The organism is Paenibacillus oenotherae (genome assembly GCF_019443105.1).
In the GTDB taxonomy this organism is placed as follows: Bacteria; Bacillota; Bacilli; order Paenibacillales; family Paenibacillaceae; genus Paenibacillus_Z; species Paenibacillus_Z oenotherae.
In genome coordinates this window covers 23010-46192 of the sequence record NZ_JAHZIJ010000010.1, presented here as the reverse complement: position 1 = coordinate 46192, position 23183 = coordinate 23010, and the positions used below count along the sequence as shown (strand labels likewise).

The following is a 23183-nucleotide window of genomic DNA, read 5'->3' as shown; positions in this document are numbered from 1 at the left end:
CTGAGTTGTACCATCCGAAGTTGAACCGGCGCCTGGCTATAATCCGCACTGTCGCATATTGCGATGGGCGGATTTTTTTTGATGGCCTGCGGACAAGCCTGATTACGAACAGGTAGACCTTGAACAGCATACTGTAAAGGAATTGACTGTACGGGTGGAGGGAATGATGATGTCGATTATTAGAAATTTCCCAAGGGCGCTTCTCGAAGAGCATCGTCAATGGCATCATGCGAACCATCAGGATAATCCGGCGAACATACCGGCTGGATACGGACTCAGATTCCTCGAATTTCATCGGCAATTTATTGCCAGAGCGCTTCAGTGGTACAACCGGCAGGGGTACAACCCACAATTGGTTGCGCCTTGGCAGAGTGTGCCGGAGGAAATACGTTATACCCCTTGCTACAACCGGGCGGCAGAGAGACGGATCCTGTTCAATCCGCAATCCTTTGCAACAGCAGATGAGCTGGGGAGGTTCATAGAGAGCTCGAATATACATGGATGCATTCATCAGGAAGCGGCGAGGCTGTACAACGAGAGGGAACTGAACGATTTCGATGTCGCGCCAGTAAGCACAATCTTCTACAACATTCATGGAATGATTGACGGGTGGTATCGGCAGTGGGAAAGCGTCATGGGCCAGCAGGGGAGAGGGAATGCGGCCGCAGGTGTCACCAGCAGGAGAAAATCAGGGGGCAAGGGCCATAACCTGGCACAGCCTGACCGCCGCAATTTATCGGGGAAAGTTAAGCATGCGCTCGCAAAGAACGGAATACGTCGGCGTAGCAAGTGAAGGGCCGTGGAACAAACTCCGCTGCCTTCACCAGGCGTTCGCCATATACTCTTCGGCCATCCTCATGGACCTCGAAGCCCTGGGCAGTCACAGTTTCCAGATGATCCTCGAACAAAGCGATCATTGAATCCAGCTCCGCCTCATACACTCCGATTACTTCGTCGGCTTGAAGCTTCAGGGATTCAATCGGGTCATCATATACAAGGCCGAAGACATCGCTGATCTCGCGGTCGATGAATGGCCTGCCGCGGGCCATGCCCCTCGCTTCAAGACGGATCTCGCCAAGCGGGATAAGCGACTCGTAGGCAGCAGGGATGCCTAGCTCCTCCTCGACCTCCCGTACCGCCTGTTGAACCGTTTCGCCAGCAGTCAGGTGGCCTGCGGCAGTGATATCGAAGTGGAGCGGGAAGGTATCCTTATTCCCATGCCGTAATTGAAACAGCACAAGCTTGCGGCTGCCCTCGCGGCGAATGAGCCAGCAGTGGAACGAACGATGCCAATACCCCTGGGCATGTACGTCACTGCGGGCTGCCGTGCCTATATGAGCTCCTGACTTGTCATAGATGTCGAAGCGTTCTTCTTCTCTGCTTTCATTGCTGTTGATACTCATGTGTCAGGACAATCCGCCTACCGCTGACACCTCGTCGGAATCATCCTTCAGATGGGAGGTGCAATGGCCGCAGCGTGTCGCTTTGAGCGGCACCTTGGACAAGCAGTACGGGCATTCCTTGACTGTCGGCTCTACAGGAGCGTCGGAGTCCTTATTCTGCATACGGCGGAGCGCGTTAAGTCCCTTGACCAGCATGAAAATACAGAATGCTATGATCGTAAAGTCCAATAAAATATTAATGAACTGGCCGTAAGCAAGCACGGGGATTCCATCCGCCGTCGCTGCAGCCAGCGTAGCGGGCCTTGGCTTGTCCTCGAGCGGCTTGAGAACAAGGAACAGGTCCTTGAAGTTCACATTGCCAATCAAGGCGCTAATCGGAGGCATGATAATATCATTGACCATCGAAGTGACGATTTTGCCGAACGCGCCGCCGATGATAACCCCTACAGCAAGATCGATTACGTTGCCTTTAACGGCAAATTCTCTAAACTCTTTCATTATCTTCATCATTTGAATCTGTTCCTCTCCTTGGGTTAGATAGTTCTATTATACCTCATCTTGTCCTGGAGTGGTTAGACGTTGCTGCCTTGGAACGGGGAAATCATCCCGCAGTCCCATAATTCATGTCGCAGAAAAAAGGATTAATTGGAAAAATGTCGAATTTCACTGAATAGAACGGAACTTTTGGCTAATAGAGGACACATATGGATGAACTGTTTGTTTCAGAAAGATGGATGTTTCTGTTTCTTGCGCTGGCCATTAATTTATTCGCATCTTTCACAATGTTTAATATGATCGGCCATCTCAAGCTGGTCGGCACTCGGAAGAACTATTGGCTGCTGAGCGGTGCTGCTGTCTATGGTCTAGGGCTGTGGGTCTGCCATTTCGTAATGCTGATCGCCTCCGACTATATGATCATGATCGATTGGACATCCAGCGTTAAGCTGATTGCGGTCATGGCATCCGCCTACTTCTCATTCCTGCTGCTTGGGAGCAAGCTTGCTTACTGGATTCGGCTGCTGCTGAGCAGTATGGTCATCGCGGTGGGCACCAATTTCATGAGCTATTCGCGATTAATGAGCGGACAGATCCAGCAGTTCAATATCCAGATCGGACTGGCTTCCTTTGCGCTTGTGTTTACAATTGCGGGTGCGGCGGGAGCTTACTTTCTGTTTCAACGCAAGAGCAGATACGCTACACTGCTGGCCGGCCTTATGCTGGGGCTGTCAGGCATCACGATGCAGCTGTTCGGACTTGAGGCTGTTACAATCGAGTATGATGTTGTGCTGACTGCCGACCGGCTCAGCGAATATTTGAAGCGGTTGTCCGTCGTGCTTGGCATCACGACCTTGGTCATCTTTGCTTTCAGCACGCTGGCGCGGTTCGTGGACAAGCGGTACAATGCGATGAATGAGCGGTATAAGCTGCTGGTGGAGAATTCCATTGATATGATTGCTATAATCCGGGATGAGAAGTGGGAATACATTAATCATTCCGGACTTCAAATGTTCGAAGCGGCAAGCGAGGCTGAGATGCTTGGCACTTCGATCTACACACGTTTGCTGCCCAGACTTCATCCTGCGATGAAGGAGATGCTTCAGGTGACAGCGCAGGGGATCCGGCAGGGGCCGATTGAACTTGACTGGTATACGATGAATGGCAAGCTGCTGCACACTGAGGTTGTCAAGACCTGCACGAAGCTGTCGGGCAAGCCTGTATTCCAGGTCATTGTCAGAGATATATCGGAGCGCAAGAAGAATGAGGAGCTGCTCATTAACTCGGAGAAGCTGTATGTGGCAGGGCAGCTTGCGGCCGGTATCGCGCATGAGATCCGCAATCCGCTTACATCGTTGAAGGGCTTCCTTCAGCTCATGGCATCTGGACGGCAGAGCAACAAAAATTATTTTGATATTATGAAGTCAGAGCTCAACCGGATTGAATCCATTGTCAGCGAGCTGCTCATGCTCTCGAAGCCGCAGATTTATGAGTTGTCCTGCAAGGACATCAGGTTCATCATGAGGGATACAGTCACACTTCTGGAGGCGCAGGCTCTTCTGCACAGCATTGAGATGGAGATGCGTGTTGATCATGAACCGCTATGGGTTCGCGGAGTGGAGAATCAGCTGAAGCAGGTATTTATCAACGTGATCAAGAATGCGATTGAATCGATGCTGGAGGGCGGCAAAATTATTATTACCTGCACGCGCGAGCAGGACAATGTTAGTATTCGTATCGAGGACTACGGTCCGGGGATACCGGAGGAGCAGCTGTCGAAGATCGGCCAGCCGTTCTACACGACGAAGGAGAAGGGGACGGGGCTCGGTCTCATGGTCAGCTACAAGATCGTCGATAATCATCAGGGGCGGATCCAGGTGCGCAGCTCACTGGGGATTGGCACAACGTTCGAGATCATTCTTCCTTACTCTGAGATGACTGAAAGTGTGGAGCCCGGCCCTTCCGGCAAAATTACCCCGCTTAATCGGAATCTGCAGGAGGACGATCCTTTATAAAGAGTGAAACTTAATTCTGATGGGATGCGTACAAAGATTAGCATAACCGCAACAAGAGAAGCGTAGTAACAAATGTAAGGTTATTAACTATCCGGAGGTCATGTTCATGTTCAATCGTATGTTGGCTAGTATTGGAATCGGCAATGCAAAGATCGATACTTTGCTGGAGAAGGCACGTTATATGCCAGGAGAAGAGATTCGTGGAGTTGTCAAAATTCGCGGCGGCAATGTTGAGCAGCATATTGAGAAGATTGAGCTGACAGTTATGACTGAATATATTAGAGAAAGCAATGATCAGAAGCATAAGGTGCATGCAGCTATTGAACGCTATAACGTCTACAGCCCGTTCACGCTTAAGCCGAACGAAAATCGTGAGCAGCAGTTCGCATTCCGCCTGCCGCACACAGCCCCGCTTACAATCGGGCGCGCTCCTGTATGGGTGAAGACAGAGCTCGATATTCGCGGCGCTGTAGACCCGAGCGATAATGACCGGATTGAGGTCGTGCCGACTCCGCAGATGAATACGGTGCTGGAAGCGTTGAACCTGCTCGGCTTCCGCCTGCGCGAAGCAGAATGCGAGTATGCGTCCAAGCTGGGGCGGGGCGTGCCGTTCGTGCAGGAATTCGAATTTGTGCCGACGACGCAGTTCAGAGGGCAGCTTGATGAGCTGGAGGTTATTTTCTACAGCAGCCCGAATGAGCTTGAGCTGCTGCTCCAAATTGACCGCAAGGCAAGAGGATTTGCAGGCTTCTTCGCGGAAGCGATGGAAATGGACGAGACATTCGTCCGAGTGCGGTACTCTAATCAAGATCTTGCAGCCGGGCCGCATGCATTGGCGCATCAGCTGGCTGATCTTATTGCACGGTATGTGTAAGGGCGCCATGCAGCAGCATGCTTGACCGGGCTCAGGAATTCTCCCAGTGGGGATTCCTGAGCCTTTTCTATCGTTCATGCAGAGCTGCACTCGTTTGTTAGAAAGGACTTCTCTCTCCCTGCTTGTATGCTCTGTGGAATCCGCTATAATAACGTGAGGAGGCGATAGAGAGATGGCTGAACCGTTAAAAGCAATGTATGATCTACCTTTTTTGCAGCAGTTTGCGGCACTCGTTCATTCCGAATGGGAGCCTTTCGATAGAGAGCGTTTCGTTCAGCTTGTAATTGGTGAAGGATGGGAACAACTAGAGTTGAAGGGGCGAATCAGGCGAATTACGGAATCGCTTGGCACGCTGCTGCCATCCTCCTATGAGCAGGCGCTTGATGTGCTGTATGCGATTGATGAACGCTGCGTCGGATTCCCGTATTTATTTTTCCCGGATTTCGTGGAGGTCTATGGACGGGATTATTGGGAGCAATCCATGCACGCATTGGAAAGGTTCACTTCTAAGTCAACGGCTGAATTTGCTATCCGTCCGTTCCTTATGACCGAAACGGAGCGGACGATGGCGCGCATGCTTGCATGGGCTGAGCATGAGAGCGAGCATGTCCGCCGCTTGGCCAGCGAAGGCTGTCGGCCGCGGCTTCCGTGGGCTCCGGCATTGGCGATGTTCAAGCTGGATCCCTCTCCGATTCTGCCGCTGCTGGAGAAGCTGAAATGCGATCCGTCGCTCTATGTGCGCAAGAGTGTTGCGAACAATCTGAATGATATTGCCAAGGATCATCCAGGCATTATTAGAGAAGTGGCAGCAGCTTGGAGAGGCACCCACCCTTGGACGGATTGGATTATTCGGCATGGCAGCAGAACATTGATCCGTGCTGCCGATCCGCAGACATTAGCGCTGTTTGGCTACAAGAATGACGCAGTATCCGATATGGTAGCGGAGGCTCGGATAGAGATGGTCTCTGAGGAGGCTGTTATAGGCGGGAAATCTGAGGCTCATTACTCCTTGCTGCTTTGCAGCGAGGAGCCTCTGCGCTTGCGGATTGAGCTGGGGGTAGATTATGTGAAAGCGAACGGGAGCGTGTCCCGCAAGAAGTTCCTGATGTCGGACAAGACGGTTCCGGCAGGCGGGAGCCTGCAAGGAAGCAAGCGTATCGATTGGAAGGATCTCTCTACGCGCAAACATTATCCCGGACGGCACCGTTTGCTGCTGCTCGTTAATGGAGGCCAGGCTGCGGAGACTGCAGTTATGCTGCATGGAGAAGGCATAGCGAAGGAAGGAGCCGATTCGCCATGACAATCGGCGCGCGTGTACTGAAGACAGGCTTGGCTGTAGCACTGGCCATCTATTTGAGCAGTCTATTCGGATTCCCATCGCCAATTATCGCAGCGGTGGCCGCTATCTTTACGATCCAGCCGTCAATATCACGCTCTTGGCAGCATGTGACGGATCAGCTGCAGACGAATGTTCTTGGTGCTGTCGTCGCTATTATTTCTGTACAATTAGTTGGTCATACAGCGATATCGATCGGAATTGTATGTATAGTCGTTATTCTATTATGTATTCGGCTTCGGATGGAGAGCACAATCGGGCTGACGCTCGTAACGGTTGTAGCTGTTATGGAAGCTAACCAGCAAGGCTGGCTGTTTGCAGTCGAGAGGTTCACGATGGTATTGACCGGTATGGGAGCAGCCTTTCTGGTGAATGTGCTTGTTTTCCCGCCGCGCCCGCGCCATCAGTTCATTGAACAGGTGCATGGCGCCTATACGCAGCTCTCCCTGCTGCTGCGGATGGCCATATCCAACGAGATGAAGGAGGATGTGCACCGCGCAGAGAAGGACAGGCTGGCAGGCGTGCTGCGCAAGCTGGAGGAGCGCTATGCGCTGTTCGAGGAGGAGCGTTCCCTGCTGCCCAAGCGAAGACAAGCCAGGGCCAGACAGCTGATCCTCTCCAAGCAGCTTATTAAGGCGCTGCATAAGGGGGCGGATTTGCTGGATGTAGTGGAGGAGCATTATTTTACCGCTCCGGGCTCGGGCGAGTGGGCGCAGCGCTTCGACAGTCAAATTGAGGAGCTGACTAAGTACCATGAGCAAATAATGCTGAAGCTGGAAGGGAAAATAAAGGTGAATGCCTCCATAGAGCCGGAAGAGGAACGGGAAACGAAATTCATCAAGGAGCTCACAGCTTATTTGGGCGGTAATTTGGAGGAGCATAAGCGCCTCGTCTTCGTCAGCTCATCCATGTTCGAGTATGCCTTCCAATTGCGGCGTTTGGATCGGCTCGCCGATCAGGTGCTTCAGCGTGAGGAAGAGGAAGAATAATTAGGAGCGACGTAATGAGGTAGTCTCCTGCGACTGAGGGTCTACTGGCCAGGGAGCGATTCCATAAAAGGCGGACATTTCTGCGAAAATCAGGTTGTTGAGAAAGTTTGTTGGAGAGCTTCCGTTAACTGGCTTCTAAGCGTATGAGAGTGACTGACTGCAAAACATTCGGTGTGTGTGATGAGAGGAAAGCCTGCGAAAATGCAGGAATTTCAGCTAATAGAAACGATTGTAGGCAGAATGCCTGCGATTACGCAGGAATATATGGCCGACCGGGCCGCTAGAGGGAAAACATGGCGAAAAGCCTGCGCTTTGGCAGGCATTCGGTCTTTAGCAGACCGAAAGGATAAAAAAACCAGCCTATTCGCAGGATTTTGAGGAAGTCCGGCGGACTTCCCGTCAACTAGCCCCCTAACGTACGAGAGTGAATGACTGCAACACATTCGGTTAGTGGTGGGAGGGAAGCCTGCGAAAGTGCAGGAATTTCAGCTAAAAGAAGCCGTTGTAGGCAGAATGCCTGCGATTACGCAGGAATATATGGCCGACAGGGCTGCTTGAGGGAAACCCTGGCGAAAAGCCTGCGCTTTGGCAGGCATTCGGCCTTTAGCAGAGCGAAAGGATAAAAAACCAGCCTATTCGCAGGCTTTAGAAAAGTCCGGCGGACTTCAGGCTGAAACGAGAGAAAGGCTGCAGTTTCGCAGGCATGTTCGCCGTTTATGGTGTCTGTATCTGTTCCTCGGTGTCAAGTTTTCCTCAGGCAGCCTGATAATCGCGGGCACTTCACCTTCAACAGCTATTGTTAATCGGAACTGTCCGAAAAAGTCCTATATCGAATGCGTCAGTCCCAAATGATGTGAAAAGATGCCTCCAAACCACTAAAAAGTGGAATTGGAAGCATCTTTCATTGTATATGGGGACTTGCAATCCCTTCGCTCTCCGCCGAGCGGATAGGCTGCATGAAATACAAAATGGTTGAGCAGAGCGGCCCCTGCTCAACCATTATCCCGCACACAATAGGTTCTGGTGGATTAGCTCCATTACGCTGCTAATCTTAATCTTCGTTTCTTCCCTTGTGGCGGCGGGGATGTTGAAGATGAGCTTCCCGGGCTGTAATCTTCTTCTTGGGAACGAGCCGGGGGTCGGTCTGGCCTTCATGGTGATTGTCGAGCTGGAACTCGACTAGCTCCCACTCCGAAGTGCCGAGCTGCGGATCGGCAGGGAAGACTTGCCCGCGCTCAAGCTTCTCTACCCGGCCCAGCTCATTGCGGTATACCCCATCGACCTCGACCGGCTCGCCAGACATGGGATCCATCTCAAAATGGCTCTTCTCTTCGCTCATAAGTTGTGTCCTCCTGGAATCGGCCAGCGCCTTAGAGTCCGTGCTTAGGTACGGCCCGGCGGTCTGCTTCCGATTGCATTTGACTTGCCTTCTCCTTGTTTGTGCCCGTCTGATCAGCTAGAGACTGCGCTTCACTTGCTTTGCGCTGCTCGTTGGAAGGTTGTTCACCTGACATAATGGCCTCCTGTTGATGAAGTAATGTAGGTCATTTCGACGAGAGAAACACCTTCTACAGTTTGCCGCACAAGGAAGAAAACTATGTATGTGCTATAGAAGCCGCAGACCGCATGACGGGCATTCCGTATTCTCATGCGTGACCGTTTCCTGACAGGCAGGGCAGGGCTCGCTGAAAGGGGTCTTGGCAGATGGAGGCCGTTCATGCTGTGAATCGTGCTTGCCGGAATCGGTATCGGCATTGCCCTGGCGCAAATGCTCCGGTGTTGTAAACAGTGTCTCTATAAACATCTTCAAATCCGAATGCTTGTCGGAATCGTCAGTCGTGAGCCGAATGATGTAGATCATCGCGCCCAGAAGCGATACAGCCAGCAGCAGAACAAAGGCGGTAGCCAGACCGCTCATCAGGCTCACAAGCGGATACATGCCACTCCCGATCATAAGCTGTCACCTCTATTCCTTGTGCTTGAGCTCATAACGCTTCTCAATCCGCTTGCCGCCCAGCCACATGCCAACAACAAGCACGACGGTTGCTATGATACGCCATGGCTCCTGCGCAATATGGGCGATATCGAAGCTAAGCAGCGAGACGCTGAATATCATGACGGCTTTGCCGAGCATAACAGCTACAGCGAAGGTATGGAATGGAACTTTCCCTAGTCCTGATACGACATTAATAATTGCAGATGGCGAGAAGGGGAAGCAGGCCAGCAGGAAGATTGGCGTGAACCCCCGGTGCTCAATCCAATTGAAAAAAACTTTCGTCTTGGGAAAACGCCGCTGCAGCCAAGGGCCGAAGCGGCCTCCAAGCTTGCGCGCAAGCAGGAAAACAAGCAGCGAGCCCCCCGCTACGCCTATCCAGGAGTAAAGGGAACCGAACCACAGCCCGTATATGTTCGCATTGGCTGCTACAAATACGAGCAGGGGCAGAATAGGCAGAAACGCCTCCAGCAGCGGCATAAGAATGCCGGGCAGCGGCCCGAACGAAGAATAACTCTCAAGCGTGCGCTGAAGCTCGTTCAAATCCATATCCTTCAGCTCATGGATCCATTCCTTTAACTGACTCATCTCTCTATAATCCCCCTATTTGACCCTGCTGCCGCTCTCCGTAAAGGCACGGAATGGAAACCAAATGTAGAACAAACCAATCAGGACGTACATAGCTGCACTGAACCATACAACAGAAGACTGGCCGTGCATGGACGCCAGCACACCTCCAATTACCGGGCCAATCATCCCTCCAATGCCTTCAACAGTGGAAAAGATGCCCCAGCCAAGGCCCTGCTGCATGGGAGGCACATAATTCGCAAGCAGCGCGTTCCATGCGGGGAGCAAGGTGGCGTATGACAGCCCGAGCGCTCCGGCGAGCGCCATGCTTTGCCAGAGCGGAGGCTCCAATGCCAGGGCGTACAGGCAGGCGCCGATTAAGCCGAAGCCGAGGACGAGAAACCATTTCTTCCCGCCGAGCTTATCAGATAGACGTCCCAGCGGAATTAATCCGATCACGGTGCAGGCGCCTCCTGCAAGCAGAAGCAGGGAATATTGGGCGCCCGTCATTCCAAGACGCTCCTCGGCGAAGCTCGGCAGAATAGGGACGAGCATGCCCGCGCCCAACGTCTGAAGCACCATGCCTGGCAGGAGCAGCTTCATGTGGCGCAGCCGCTCACGCAGGATGGAGAACTCCTCGCGCATCGGCAGCGATTTGACGTTGGAGGATTGGCGGTTGCTGATGAACAGTGCGAGCACCCAGCAGAGTATAGAAAGTCCAAGCAGCAAATAATAGGTCATGTCGGTGCTGTAGTCCAACAGAATATTGCTCACGATAGGTCCCGAGCCGATGCCGACAAGCCATATGGTGTAGAGAAAGCCCATCTGAGTGGCGCGCTGCTCCTCTGTCACCTTCGTTAAACAGACAATCCATATCGGTGATATGCCAACGCCGTAGAGGGCGGCCGCAGTAATAAACAGCCACGGCTCAAAAGCGAATTTCAGAAGTACAATACCCGCAAGTGATGCCAGCAAGCCGGCATGAACGACGAAGCGAATCGAGAAGCGATCCAGCAAATAGCCAATGGCCATCTTCAGTGCGGTATCTGTTACATAATGCGCCGTGATGGCGATCCCGATAATATCCAGCGTAAGGCCGAGCGTCTTCTCTCCGAATATAGGAAGAAAGCTGATCAGAGCAGCTCCCCTGACGAACTCGACGATAAACAGGATGACCGAGAATAGCAAGATTTCCGGCCCGAACCAGCGTTTTCGCAATATGTTCATTCGGATAACCCCTTTATCTCCATTCTAAATACAGCCATCCTTCCGTTGATTGCGAATATTCCATCAGCTACCGTATGGATGAAGGGGCTCCTACCATTATATTCAAGCCAGGACAAAAGTCCAAGGCGATCGTATCGGCGGCATCATTCCGGCGCAGCTTGTGCAATGCCCGTTTACAATTTAATAGACGAATAGGATCATGAATGAGTTTCATTATTTCTTGAGAAAGCTGATCCGGCGAGTGAGCGATTACCGCAGCGCCTTTGCTTTCCAAATAAAGCGCGTTATGCCGCTCTTGGCCCGGCACTGGCTTATATGTGAAAATAGGCAGCTCCGCCGCCAGCGCTTCGGACAAAGTGACGCCGCCCGGCTTGGTTACGAGGCAGGTGGACAAGGCCATGAGCTCATGAATGTGCTCGATATAGCCAAAGATGCGCAGCCGCTCCCGTTCAGGATGGCTGTCGAAGCATTCGTGCAGCTCCTGCGCGAGTGCTTCGCTGCGTCCGCAAACAATGGCGAGCGTAATGTCAGGGTGAGCAAGCAGACGGGTGCACAGTTCTGCGATATCGGGAAGGATGCCTTGCGCACCAGCCATGATGAGAATGATTGGCTTTTTGGGTGGCAGGCTGTATTGGACGTAGAGAGAAGGATCGGCGCTGAGGGAACGGAAGCCGCGTTTGAGCGGAATGCCGCTGACACAGATACGGTGGCTGTGGATGCCAAGCGACATCAGCTCATGCTTCATATCGTAAGTCGGGACATAATAGCGGTCGATATCGGGATGTACCCAGCGGCGGTGCAGATCGAAATCGGTAACGACGGTACAGGAGGGAATTCGCAGGCCCATACGCTGCTTGAGCGCAGGCATTGCCAGCAGCGGGAATGTATGAATGACCGCATCGGGCTTCTCATCCCGCAGCAGGCGGCGCAGCCTGTCGCGCCCGAAGGAATGCAGCCAGCCAGCGAAGAGCGAGTCATGCTTCATCGGTTTGGTGCGGTCGTACATCCACCCGTATAATCCGGGGAGCATGGTGAAGCTTTTTGAATAGATCAGGCGGGTCATCTCATTAATCCAGGGATGGGCTTCAGCGAGCAGATCGACAAGAACAGCCCGGTTCATGCCATGATCGGAGAGCGCATCACGGATGGCGCGAGCAGCCTGCAGGTGGCCGTCGCCGTAAGAAGCGTACAGAATTAACAATTTGGGGTCTTCATTATACATGTAGCGGGTCATTCTGGCACACACCTCCTGTCGGTAGCTTAACAGCTCAATGTTAAGCCCGCATGATCGCAGCATGAAGCCATTGTAAGGTGCGGACTCGACCTTAAATAGCCTCATGGGATCCAAGTGAAATGCTCCGGCAGCGGCAATGATTCAAGTGCAGCAGCAGTGCAGCAACAAGTGCAGTAGCAGTGCAGCAGCAATGCAGCAACAAGTGCAGTAGCAGTGCAATAGCAATGCAACAGCAGCGCAGCCGCAATGGATCGCCCCGTGCCAATGACCTTTATTAACGCTAAATAAGCAAATTGAAAAGCAGCGGATCTTTGTTCAATTCAATGAATTGCAGCCCTTTAGTACGCATGCGCCCGATAAGCGGCTCGTAATCCTCCCGATGCTTGAGCTCAATACCGACGAGCGCAGGTCCGTTATCCTTGTTATGCTTCTTCGTATATTCGAATCTGGCAATATCATCGTCGGGGCCGAGCACCTCATCGAGGAATTCGCGGAGCGCTCCGGCACGCTGTGGGAAATTCACCATAAAGTAATGCTTCAGGCCCTCGAAGACGAGCGAACGCTCCTTGATCTCCTGCATCCGGTCCACATCATTGTTGCCTCCGCTTATGACACAGACGACGGTCTTGCCGGCGATCTGCTCCCGGTACATATCCAGCGCGGCAATGGGAAGAGCTCCCGCAGGCTCTGCGACAATGGCGTTCTCATTGTACAGATCCAGCAGCGCTGTGCAAGCTTTGCCCTCCGGTACAAGCACAACATCATCCAGCAGCTCGCGGCACATGCGGAACGTCATGTCTCCTACACGCTTCACTGCGGCGCCATCGACGAATTTGTCGATCGTTTCGAGCGCAGTCACCTCGCCATTATCGAGCGAGATGCGCATGGAAGGCGCACCTTCCGGCTCGACCCCGATCAGCTGCGTTGCAGGGGAGACGGCCTTGACGTATGCGCCTACGCCTGCGGCAAGCCCGCCGCCCCCAACGGTGACGAAGATGTAATCGGGCGCGGTCTCTACGGTCTCCATAATCTCCTTGCCGATCGTCCCATTGCCTGCAATGATCTTGGGGTCATCGAAGGGGTGGATGAATGCCAGATCATCTCTCTTGCTGGCAGTAACGGCTTCATGGTAGGCGTCATCGAAGGAATCTCCGGTCAGGATGATCTCCACGTCGGGCCCGCCGAAGAAGGCGACCTGGTTCACTTTTTGGCGGGGGGTCGTGCTTGGCATATAAATTTTGCCCGGTATGCCAAGCGCTTGGCAGGAGAAGGCGACCCCTTGCGCATGATTGCCTGCGCTGGCGCATATGACGCCGCGTGCGAGCCGCTCCGCCGGGAGAGACTTCATAAGATGATAGGCTCCGCGCAGCTTGAACGAGCGGACAACCTGCAGATCCTCCCTCTTCAATAACACCGTGCATCCGTAGCGTTCCGAGAGGACCCGGTTGTGCAGCAGCGGTGTTCGTGCCGCTACTTCCTTGACATGCATTTGCGCCTGGGCAATTTCCGTTAATCCGACTGTAAACCCGTCTTTTCCGTTATGCTGCCGATCATTTCCCATCCTCATCTACCTCTCCTCAGATAACCATTTCGTTACTATGCTATGATTCCAGGAAAATAAAAAAATCCCGTCCCAATAAAGGGACGAGATTAACTCGCGTTACCACCCTACTTCCGTCAGCACCCTTACATGAAGGGGCGTTCGGCGCTTAGCCGCGTACCAACATACGCGCTCCGTGTAACGGCGGATACCGTCCATGCTTACCTATTCCAATTATAAGGATGCTCGGAATTGTTCAGCACGGCTTCTCAGGGAGGATATGACATTCGGCGGCAAACGTCGGCTTTCAGCAAGCGCCGACTCTCTGGGGAATGCCGATTTCAAATGCATCTGTTCCCATCAATGAATTTGAATTGTTCGAAATATTTATTCTTGTTATACTCCTGCGGCAGTAAATTGTCAATCGAGATTTTCAGTTGGGCGGGTTTAACTTATTTTTGGCCCCTGTTCGTCTGGTCACCGCTGTCAATCGTTGGTATAGTTTTATTCGCACAGAGATTGGTTGCAGAGAGGTCATTATTAAAGATCAAGGGGGAGAGAGGATGCCGGCTTGGAAAGAGATAAAGAGCAGCGGGAAGCTGCTTGGAACGGATATACCATTCCGGGTCAATTGGCTGCTCCAGGGAGCCGTCGCCGCTTATTTGGTACTGTGGATCGTCTTGTCGATTGAGCCTTACAGCATGTTCAACTGGTGGCTGGAGAACCTGTTGACGATAGCGGCAGTATGCGGATTGGCGATATCCTATCGTTGGTTTCGATTGTGCAATTTATCCTATTTGTGCATCATTGGCTTTATCACTCTGCACACGATTGGCGCACATTATTCCTACCATACAACACCGATTGATGCATGGCTTCACGAACAGTTCCAATTTGAGCGGGATCATTACGACCGTATTGTCCACTGCGCGTTTGGTGTATTGATCGCTTTTCCGGTCTATGAATGGCTGCTCAGAGCCGCTCATATTCGCAGAGCCTTGTCCCGTGTGCTGACGGCGGCTATCATTCTGGCATTAGGCGCTTTCTATGAGCTGATCGAGATGTGGGTTGCGCTGATTATGGCACCGGATAGAGGCACTCTGTTTGTGGGCACGCAGGGCGACCCGTGGGATGCGCAGCATGACATGGAGCTCGCTTTGTATGGCGCTGCGTTCACGATGATCGTCACAGTCGTTGCAGAGCGCATCATGAAGGCCGGGGCCAAGGCGGGCAGCTCCTTGGGTGCTTGAATAAGCAGGAATAGCTGCAACTTGTCAGAGAGAGAAAAGCCGTATGGATCAGCAGCGCAGGCGGGATGCTGAAACAACGGCTTTTTGCGTGCTGTAAAAGCTCGGGAATTATATTCCGAAATTTGTTAAGATATCATAAATCGCTTATAAAAATGGCAGTATGTTGTAACTTTCCCGAAACATAATTCGTTTCAACTATGGAGCTATGGTATAATAATCAGGGTTTTTTCCAAATAAATTTCGAGGTGTATCATTGACTAAAAATACAATTATAATTGCTATTGCCATTCTTTTGTTGACATCGATAGGATCGGCTCCTTTACTGGTTCATCGTTGGCAGGCTGAAGAGAATGACAGACATGTTGAAATTGCTGTACCCGGAAGCTGGCTGCTCCAGCAGGATGGCGGCGTTAATGCGGACGATACAATCCGCTGGAAGGAATCGGGAGCGACAACCGTTATGCTGGAGCCTGGCTTGCAGAAGCAAGGCAGCGAAAGTGCTGATGCTGTGTTCCTGCCAGAGGCCTTCACGAATGCCGCAGCAGAGCTGAGAGGACAGTACAGCATGGAGGTTATGGCTTACCTGCCCCTAGAGGGGTTCCCCACAGGGGAGGAGGCTATCCGGCGGCTTGTCAAGGAGCTGTCTGCAGCCGGAATTAAGCGGGTGCAGTTCGCTGGCATGGAAGTGCCGGGATCTGCCGAAGACAGGAAGACTTTAGCGGGCAGCCTGGCAGAGAACGGAATGCATACCGTACTGGTAAAAAGCCAGCGAGGCGGGCTGGAGCTGACGCGGCTAAGCGGCTATCAATCTATCCGCAGCCTGTTCTTCGATGCGCAGCGGCTCGGATCGATGCCTGTTGGTGAAGCGGTGGATACCTTCGAGCTTGGTATCCGCGAACGGGGGATCAGGCTTGTCACATTCATGCCGATGCGGGCAGGGGCTGCTGAAGAGGACGGGGAGTCTGAAAGCAAGCTGTCTGCTTACGAGCTGCATGCTCTGACAATTGCAGGCCAATTGCGCGAGCAGTTGAGTGATGATTTCAGCTGGGGAGGCGCAGCTCCAATAGCAGGCCAATACGCGGAGCCTGGCAAGCTGTGGCGAACGATGCCCATTATCGGAATCGGAGCCTTGTTCCTGCTGCTTGCCGGAAATGTGTTCGAAGCCTTGTCCTTACGGGTGAGAACAGCCATAACATTGCTGATTGCGGCAGGTACAGCATTCGTCTGTGCAGGCTGGATGGCTGCACCTTCGGGATGGAGCAGCAGGCTTGAGAGTGTAATCGCATTATGGGGGGCTATCACTGCCCCGAGCGCAGCAGTATTGCTGCTATGGCGCTGGTTCCAGAGCAAGGAGAACGATAAGGTCAAGGAGAACGACAAGGCTATTAAGAATGGCCAAAACAACGATAAAGTCCAAAACAAAGACAAAGTCCAAAGCAACAATAATGTGATTGGGCCGGGAAGTCTCGGCGGTTCCTTGCTTAAAGCCGCTGCCGGATATGTGGCTGCTGCTGCCATCACTTCAGCAGGCATTATATATGTAACGGCTCTGCTGAGCGATGTCTCGTACTTGGCTTATGTCGATCTATTTCGCGGCGTCAAGCTGCTGTACGTTGGGCCAATAGCTTTGATTACGGCATGCTTGTTGCTCCAGGGGGGCTGGCGCAACATCTGGGGAGCCTGGAAGAGTTTTATGGCTTCAAGCGGTACAAGCACAGCCAATACAGGGACAACGGGTACAAGCACGACAGGCATAAGCACAAACGGTGCAAGCACGACTGGTACAAGAACAACGGAAGCTGGCAATCGCGGGAGCAAGCCGCTCAAAATTTTCTTGGTGATGGCTGCCCTGCTGGCAAGCGGCGCGGTGATGGCTTATCTATTAGCAAGAACGGGCAACAGTGATATGGTACTTCCTTATGAAGGAGAGCTGCGCCAAGCATTATCGGATCTGTTCGGCGTACGACCGCGAACGAAGGAGTGGCTGATCGGCCATCCGCTGCTCATGGCTGCGGCTTGTATGCTGGCATGCCGCCGCAGGGGAGGGGCATGGCTGCTGCCACTAGGCGCAATCGGTTTATGCTCAATGGTCAATACGTTCACGCACCTGCATTCCCCGCTGGCCATTTCTTTAACAAGATCGTTGACGGGCATCGTATTGGGAGGAATAATCGGCATTGTGGCCTATGTCATAATGTCTCTATGGAAGAAGAGGAATAGGCAGCAGGTTGTGACGACGGAGGGGACATAGGTGTTGAAGGATAGCAATAAATTGCATCGCAGAAGATCAATTACACTGTGGACACTGTGTGTACTCGTAATGCTCATGCAGCTCTCGATGTTCGGGTATGTGGGCTACAAAAAGTATCGCGTTGTTGAAAAAGAAGATTGGACGATTCAAACGACGATGCCGGGCTATACGCTTGCCAAGTCAGAGCCGGCAAGCGGCATTTACTTGGGCGGCTATGTGCTGCAGAATCCCGCCATTGCATTCAGCATGAAGACCTTTAACGAACGGACAGGAAGGCAGCATGCGAGCTTCTTCAAGTATGTGGGGTACGGCAAGGAGTTCCCGACCAAATGGGTGGAGCAGGTGAAATCGACCGGTGCGGTGCCGCATATTGCGTTCGAGCCGAACAACGGTCTTGCTGAAGTGAAGGATGACGAGTATTTGCAGAAATTCGCAGATGAGGCGAATAAAGCTGGTGTTCCGATCTTTATGCGCTTTGCCTCCGAGATGAATGGAACATGGACGAATTACAGCGGTGATCCGGAGCAATACAAGCAGACATGGAAGATGGTGCACCGCATATTCAGTGAAAGAGCGCCGAATATCATAATGGTATGGGCAGTGCTGTCGCTCCCTGAGGAGACAATCGAGAGCTATTATCCGGGGGATGACTACGTCGATTGGGTTGGTGTCAACGTATATAGCGTAAAGTATCATAATGACAGCCGCCTCCATGAGGCGGACTTCGAGGACCCGCTTGATTTGCTTAATTTCGTATATAACCGTTTCAGCCGGGAGAAGCCGATTATGGTCTCGGAATATGGGGCCACGCATTATACGGTAACGGATGATTTGACCGACAATGCGTTTGCCGCCGAGAAGATCAAGCGGTTCTACGGGGAGCTGCCGGATAAATATCCGCGCATTAAAGCTGTTTTTTATTTCGATGTGAATAATACGACAGAGTACAATGAGAAGCGCCGGATTAACGATTATTCGATCACGACGGAGCAGGAAGTGCTTGCTGCTTACAGCAGTGCAATCAGCCGTCCGGAATATTTGACAGAGGTTGAGCCTGTGCAGACGCAGGGAGCTGAAGCAGAGCAGCGCTTCACATACCGGGGACTTATTTATAAGGAAGCGGGTACTTTATACGCGGATAAAAGGTTTTTTACCGATGTGCTGGGGCTGAAGCTTCAAGCTGAGGGCTCCTCCGAAAAGCTGGTGAGCGGCAAAGCGGCTGTTGAAGTCAAAGCCAGCCACAAGCGAATATGGGCAGGCTATAATTATTTCAATTACATTCCGAGATACCGCTCCGTGGATGCACTGCCGATTGTGGAAACATTGGAACCGCTCGGCTATCGGATCGAGGTGAATGGAACCGACATTATAGTGGAGCCGGGCGCGTAAGCCCGTCAGATGGTGCAGGTCAGACTTGAATAAACAAACGGTAAGAGGCAAGAACAAAAGGCAAGAGGGTAGCAAAAGGAGGCGTGCCGGGCTAGTCGCCCGGCTGCGACAGGAGAAGCTGGAACCGTTTCGTTAATAGAGGAACAATCTCGAATAGATCCCCGACGATCCCGTAATCGGCTATGCTGAATATGGGAGCTTCGGGGTCTTTGTTGATGGCGACGATGACCCGGGACTGGCTCATGCCCGCAAGATGCTGGATAGCTCCGCTTATGCCGCAGGCGATGTAGAGCTTGGGCGTGACGGTTTTGCCCGTCTGGCCGATCTGGAGCGAGTAGTCGCAATAACCGGCATCGCATGCGCCGCGGGATGCGCCAAGTACGCCGCCGAGCGTCTGCGCGAGTGCCTGCAGCGGCGCGAATCCCGCCGCGCTGCGCACGCCTCTCCCGCCTGCGACGATGATGTCGGCTTCGGCGAGATCGACCCCGCCGGCATCGGCTTTGCGCGCTATGGCGAGGACGGTGGTCGATAGCGGCGGCGCGGTGAACGGCAGCGCCGCTATGACGCCCTGCCGATCCGGTGGAACCCCATCGGCCAAGGGCAGATTGTTCGGGCGTACCGTGATGACCCACGGTGCGCCCGGGAGGAAGCGCCGCCGCTCGAACGCCTTTCCGGCGTAGAGCGGGCGGGTGAAGACGGCGTCGCCGCCGTCCGTCGTCTCGACGGCGGTGACGTCCGCGATGTGGCCGCCCCGCACAGCGGCGGCCACGCGGGGCGCGAGCTCGCGCCCCGCAGCGGTGTGGCCGAGCAGGATCATGCTCGGCCGCACCGCGGCAACAGCCGCGCCGATCGCAGCGGCATATGCCTCCGGCGCGAACTGCGCAAGGGCGGGGTCGTCGATGACGTGGACGACCCCCGCCCCCCGGGCGGCGAGCTCGGCGGCGGCTTCGCTTGCCGCCGTCCCGCCGCCGACCAGGACGGCATGCACAGCGCCGCCGTCCTGAACAAGCTGCCGCGCAGCCCCGAGCGCTTCCAGCGCCACGCGGCGAAGCTTGCCATCCGCGCACTCGGCGAATACGAGTGCGGTACGAGAGCAATTGCTCATCTCCACTCAGCCTCCTTATATCGTGGAATCAGAATAATTTTGCTTCGCTTCGCAGCAGCCCGGCGAGCGCGTCTGCCTGCTCCTCCGGCGTCCCGGCCAGCTTTCTGCCCGCTGCGCGGGGAGGGGGAGAGAGCAGTGCCAGGCGCTCTGTACGCGGATTCAAGTCGTCAGGCGTTAAATCCAGCTCGGCTATCGTCAGATGATGCAGCGCCTTGCGCTTGGCCTTCATGATTCCGGGCAAAGAGGGGTAACGCGGCTCGTTTAAGCCCTGCTGTGCCGTAATGAGCGCGGGCAGCGGCAGCTGTACGGTTTCGAGGCCCCATTCGGTGTCGCGCTGCACAACAGCGGTGAAATCCGGGGATGGAGATTGCGCCAGTTCCGTATCAGCCGGTGAAGCTGCAGCCGCCGGTGTCTCAACGTTTCGATGGATTTCAATCTTCAATGCAGCTGCCGCATGCGGCAGCCGCAGCCGCTCGGCAACCTGCAGCGCGATGCTCCCGGCCCCGCGGTCAATAGCGAACAATCCAGCCAGCACGAGATCAGGCGCCAGCTCCTTCACTGCTGCCGCAAGCGCAGCCGCTATCGTATGCCCATCCTCCCCCAGGCCGGACTCTTCTATTAGAACGGCTTCGTCGGCTCCCATGGCCAGCGCTGTTCGAAGTGTCTCCGCAGCTCGGCTGGGGCCGCATGCTGCGACGGTTACGCGCCCGCCATGCTTTTCGCGCAATCGCAGCGCTTCCTCAAGCGCATATTCGTCATACGGATTTATGATGAATTTCACATGATCTTCATTTATTGCTCCATGGGCCAGCTCGATTTTTTCCTCGGTATCGAATGTCTGCTTCACCAGCACGACCATATTCATTGACCCGGCCTCCCTCTGTAATGACAGCGATATTGATCCTGTCTAGTGCGGCAATAAAGCATTCACCCAGTGCTACCATATGACCCTCTATAGCAAAATAGACCGTCCCTGTTCCGCCCTTGTTCCGTCACACCTTCCTCGCATGTTCGCGGAGACGGAGACATATACTTGAACACTCCGTGTTTTTGTAAGCGCTTTACAGCTTGTCCCGCAGCAAATGCTTTCACAGAAGCTCAATTTCGCCGGCACGATCTATCGGACTGGAGGGAGGGACTCTGCATGGCGGAGCTTGATGTAGTGCCGCTTTCACAGCTTGTGCGCTGGCTGCTGTTCACGCTTGTGACAGCCGCAGCGGTATGGATGTTCGCGTTAGCCGTCCACAGGCGGATCGGTTACATCCGCCTTGGAAAGCCGGGACAACGAGAGGCAGCGTCAGCCCCGGCGGTACTGTCCGCGTCCAAGCTGACAGAATCGGCAATCCGCCGTAAACGCTATGCCACTGCGGCGGCACAATCAGCTGAGGCGGAGCGGCAGTGGAGATGGGTGGCTGAAGTATTCGGCCACCGCAGGCTGCTTAACGATTTGCGCAGCGGACTGCTGCATCTGGTGCTCTTCTACGGATTTATCGTGTTGCAATTCGGTGCCGCAGATCTTATATGGAAGGGACTTGCAGGAGCGCCTCTGCCCTTGCCTGCTTACGGGACATTCACAGCGATACAGGAAGTTACGGTGAGCCTCATTCTGCTTGCCGTCATCTATGGCGCATGGCGCCGCTATATCGAGAGGCTGGATAGGCTGAAGCGGGGCTGGAAGCCTGCCATTGTGCTGTGGTTTATCGGTGTCCTGATGGCAACGGTGCTGCTGACGCAGGCCTTTGACCAGCTTCGGGATACGGTGGGCGGCAGCGTAGACAGTGGAACGAAACAGCTTGCTGCCGGAGTCGTCTATTCCGCACATGAGCCTGTCTCGTCGGCAATTGCTATGGCGCTCAGCCAGGCGGGCGCGTCGCCAGCCTTCGCAGAGTGGGGCTATGAGCTGTTCTGGTGGCTGCATAGCCTGGTGCTGCTTGCTTTTCTCGTCTATGTTCCGCAGTCAAAGCATTTTCACATCTTCGCCGCTCCGGTTAATCTGTGGCTTCGCAGACGGACGCCTCCGGGCAAGCTGGAGCCGATTGATCTGGAGGATGAGAACGCGGAATCGTACGGTGTCGGGGCGATTGAGCAGTTCACGCAGAAGCAGTTGATCGATCTGTATGCCTGTGTGGAATGCGGCCGCTGCACGAATGTGTGTCCGGCCTCGAATACGGGCAAGCTGCTCTCGCCGATGCACCTCATCGTGAAGCTGCGCGACCATCTGACCGAGAGGGGGGCTGCCATCACTTCAAAGTCTCCATGGGTTCCCGACCTGCGCGCTATGACCGGGACTGAATCCGGAGGCGCTCATATGATGGGCGGAACGATTCCTGTCTGGATACAGAATGAAGGAGCCGGGCGGGAGGTCTCTATCGAGCCGACAATGGCGGCGCAGGGGCAGGCGTGGGCTTGCCATGCTGATTCAGCCCTGCACGAGGTGCAGCTGATCGGGGATGTGATGACCGAGAGCGAGCTCTGGTCCTGCACGACATGCCGAAGCTGCGAGGAGCAATGTCCGGTCGGCAATGAGCATGTGGACAAAATCATTGATATGCGGCGGTATCTCGTGCTGATGGAAGGACGGCTTCCGGGCGAGGGCCAGCGGGCGCTGCAAAATATTGATCGGCAGGGTAATCCGTGGGGACTGCCCCGCACAGAGCGGGCGGGTTGGCTGGCGGCTTTCGCATCGGCGCACGCGGAGAATGCGCCCCTTCTTACGATGGCCGATGCGGTGAAGAACGGCGAACAGCCGGAGCTGCTGCTGTGGGCGGGGACGATGGGCTCCTACGATGAGCGCAGCCGGCGCATTCTGTTCGCGCTGGTCAGACTGCTGCAGCATGCCGGAGTTTCCTTCGCAGTGCTTGGCAATGAAGAGAGAAATTCCGGCGATACGGCTAGGCGAATGGGCAATGAGCTGTTATTTCAGACGCTGTGCCGCGACAATATTGCAACTTTGAAAAAGTACAACGTGCGCAGAATCGTTACGATATGTCCGCATACCTATAACGCATTCAAGAATGAGTATGCCGATTTTGCCGCAGGCGCTTCCTTTACCGTGGAGCACCATACGACGCTTCTTGACGAGCTTGTCACGGAGGGACGGCTGAAGCCCTTGCACCGGGTAAAGGAGCGGGTGGTATATCATGATTCCTGCTATCTTGGGCGCTACAACGGCATTTATGACGCTCCAAGGCAGCTACTGCAGGCCATTCCGGGCGTTCAGCTGCTGGAGATGGAGCGTTCACGACGCAATGGAATGTGCTGCGGCGCAGGGGGCGGTCTCATGTGGATGGAGGAACGGAGCGGCATGCGGGTCAATGAAGCGAGGACCTCGCAGGCATTGGCGGTCAAGCCGACGGTTATCGGCTCAGCTTGCCCGTATTGCCTGACTATGATGGAAGATGGTGTCAAGCAGCTTGAGGCTGATGTTCATGTCCGTGCCAGGGATGTTGCGGAGCTGCTGGCGGAAAGCGTGCTTGGCAGCCGGGCCGCTATTCAATAATCGCAGCCTGGCTGCG

20 protein-coding genes and 1 other annotated feature are annotated in these 23183 nt (G+C 54.1%); of the genes, 9 read left to right on the top strand and 11 right to left on the bottom strand.

The genetic code is table 11. The features are described from left to right. Positions 1-163: 163 nt before the first annotated feature. Positions 164-793 carry a hypothetical protein gene (locus K0T92_RS14815; RefSeq protein WP_219873260.1) on the top strand — a complete coding sequence of 210 codons (630 nt, stop codon included), beginning with the start codon at positions 164-166 and terminating at the stop codon, positions 791-793. Here the strand turns inward: K0T92_RS14815 and K0T92_RS14810 are convergent. Together K0T92_RS14810 and mscL are read right to left on the bottom strand one after the other, a co-directional pair. Next, complete coding sequence (locus K0T92_RS14810; protein WP_219873259.1) at positions 747-1403, bottom strand: NUDIX hydrolase; 657 nt, start codon at positions 1401-1403, stop codon at positions 747-749. The two genes, K0T92_RS14815 and K0T92_RS14810, sit on opposite strands and share 47 nt — an antisense overlap. Before the next feature lie 3 nt (positions 1404-1406). Beyond that, positions 1407-1913 (bottom strand): large conductance mechanosensitive channel protein MscL, encoded by a 507-nt coding sequence (gene mscL / locus K0T92_RS14805; protein ID WP_219873258.1) that lies wholly within the window; start codon positions 1911-1913, stop codon positions 1407-1409. 194 nt (positions 1914-2107) lie between these two features. Here mscL and K0T92_RS14800 point away from each other — a divergent pair, with 194 nt between their 5' ends. The 4 genes from K0T92_RS14800 (at position 2108) to K0T92_RS14785 (ending at position 7112) form a co-directional block, all read left to right on the top strand. Next, a complete protein-coding gene (locus tag K0T92_RS14800) occupies positions 2108-3913 on the top strand; it encodes an ATP-binding protein (RefSeq protein ID WP_219873257.1) in 1806 nt (601 codons plus the stop codon). Between the two features lie 106 nt (positions 3914-4019). After that, the gene (locus K0T92_RS14795; RefSeq protein ID WP_343223712.1) at positions 4020-4787 is read left to right on the top strand and encodes a sporulation protein; all 768 of its coding nucleotides are present in this window, start codon (positions 4020-4022) and stop codon (positions 4785-4787) included. Between the two features lie 172 nt (positions 4788-4959). Further along, on the top strand, positions 4960-6087 hold the full coding sequence (locus K0T92_RS14790; protein WP_219873255.1) for a DNA alkylation repair protein: 1128 nt from the start codon (positions 4960-4962) through the stop codon (positions 6085-6087). Beyond that, positions 6084-7112 (top strand): FUSC family protein, encoded by a 1029-nt coding sequence (locus tag K0T92_RS14785; protein ID WP_219873254.1) that lies wholly within the window; start codon positions 6084-6086, stop codon positions 7110-7112. Before K0T92_RS14790 ends, K0T92_RS14785 begins: the two co-directional genes overlap by 4 nt. Before the next feature lie 1051 nt (positions 7113-8163). On the opposite strand, the gene K0T92_RS14780 is transcribed toward K0T92_RS14785, so the two are convergent. From K0T92_RS14780 to ilvA, 7 genes are all read right to left on the bottom strand, one after another. Next, positions 8164-8451 carry a transposase gene (locus tag K0T92_RS14780; protein ID WP_219873253.1) on the bottom strand — a complete coding sequence of 96 codons (288 nt, stop codon included), beginning with the start codon at positions 8449-8451 and terminating at the stop codon, positions 8164-8166. A gap of 31 nt (positions 8452-8482) precedes the next feature. Next, complete coding sequence (locus K0T92_RS14775; protein ID WP_219873252.1) at positions 8483-8626, bottom strand: hypothetical protein; 144 nt, start codon at positions 8624-8626, stop codon at positions 8483-8485. Between the two features lie 92 nt (positions 8627-8718). Further along, complete coding sequence (locus tag K0T92_RS14770; RefSeq protein ID WP_219873251.1) at positions 8719-9066, bottom strand: hypothetical protein; 348 nt, start codon at positions 9064-9066, stop codon at positions 8719-8721. Between the two features lie 12 nt (positions 9067-9078). Beyond that, entirely contained in the window at positions 9079-9693 is a 615-nt protein-coding gene (locus tag K0T92_RS14765; protein ID WP_219873250.1) for a TVP38/TMEM64 family protein, read from the bottom strand. A gap of 15 nt (positions 9694-9708) precedes the next feature. Then, complete coding sequence (locus K0T92_RS14760) at positions 9709-10899, bottom strand: MFS transporter (protein ID WP_219873249.1); 1191 nt, start codon at positions 10897-10899, stop codon at positions 9709-9711. 67 nt (positions 10900-10966) lie between these two features. After that, the gene (locus K0T92_RS14755; RefSeq protein WP_219873248.1) at positions 10967-12133 is read right to left on the bottom strand and encodes an MGDG synthase family glycosyltransferase; all 1167 of its coding nucleotides are present in this window, start codon (positions 12131-12133) and stop codon (positions 10967-10969) included. 280 nt (positions 12134-12413) lie between these two features. Beyond that, entirely contained in the window at positions 12414-13694 is a 1281-nt protein-coding gene (gene ilvA / locus K0T92_RS14750; protein WP_219873247.1) for a threonine ammonia-lyase IlvA, read from the bottom strand. A gap of 76 nt (positions 13695-13770) precedes the next feature. Further along, positions 13771-14046: a binding site (T-box leader), on the bottom strand. A gap of 190 nt (positions 14047-14236) precedes the next feature. Here ilvA and K0T92_RS14745 point away from each other — a divergent pair. The 3 genes from K0T92_RS14745 to K0T92_RS14735 all read left to right on the top strand — a co-directional run bounded on the left by K0T92_RS14745 (position 14237) and on the right by K0T92_RS14735 (position 18563). Further along, the gene (locus K0T92_RS14745; RefSeq protein ID WP_219873246.1) at positions 14237-14923 is read left to right on the top strand and encodes a DUF2238 domain-containing protein; all 687 of its coding nucleotides are present in this window, start codon (positions 14237-14239) and stop codon (positions 14921-14923) included. A gap of 253 nt (positions 14924-15176) precedes the next feature. Further along, positions 15177-17174, top strand: a complete 1998-nt coding sequence (locus K0T92_RS14740) for a DUF5693 family protein (RefSeq protein WP_219873245.1) — start codon at positions 15177-15179, stop codon at positions 17172-17174. Next, on the top strand, positions 17175-18563 hold the full coding sequence (locus tag K0T92_RS14735) for a glycoside hydrolase family 26 protein (RefSeq protein WP_219873244.1): 1389 nt from the start codon (positions 17175-17177) through the stop codon (positions 18561-18563). It abuts the gene before it with no gap. Positions 18564-18654: 91 nt separating this feature from the next. On the opposite strand, the gene K0T92_RS14730 is transcribed toward K0T92_RS14735, so the two are convergent. Both K0T92_RS14730 and K0T92_RS14725 read right to left on the bottom strand, forming a co-directional pair. Then, complete coding sequence (locus K0T92_RS14730; protein ID WP_219873361.1) at positions 18655-19668, bottom strand: electron transfer flavoprotein subunit alpha/FixB family protein; 1014 nt, start codon at positions 19666-19668, stop codon at positions 18655-18657. 28 nt (positions 19669-19696) lie between these two features. Then, positions 19697-20533 carry an electron transfer flavoprotein subunit beta/FixA family protein gene (locus K0T92_RS14725; protein WP_219873243.1) on the bottom strand — a complete coding sequence of 279 codons (837 nt, stop codon included), beginning with the start codon at positions 20531-20533 and terminating at the stop codon, positions 19697-19699. Between the two features lie 279 nt (positions 20534-20812). Here K0T92_RS14725 and K0T92_RS14720 point away from each other — a divergent pair, with 279 nt between their 5' ends. After that, entirely contained in the window at positions 20813-23167 is a 2355-nt protein-coding gene (locus K0T92_RS14720) for a (Fe-S)-binding protein (RefSeq protein WP_246628173.1), read from the top strand. Positions 23168-23183 lie beyond the last annotated feature (16 nt).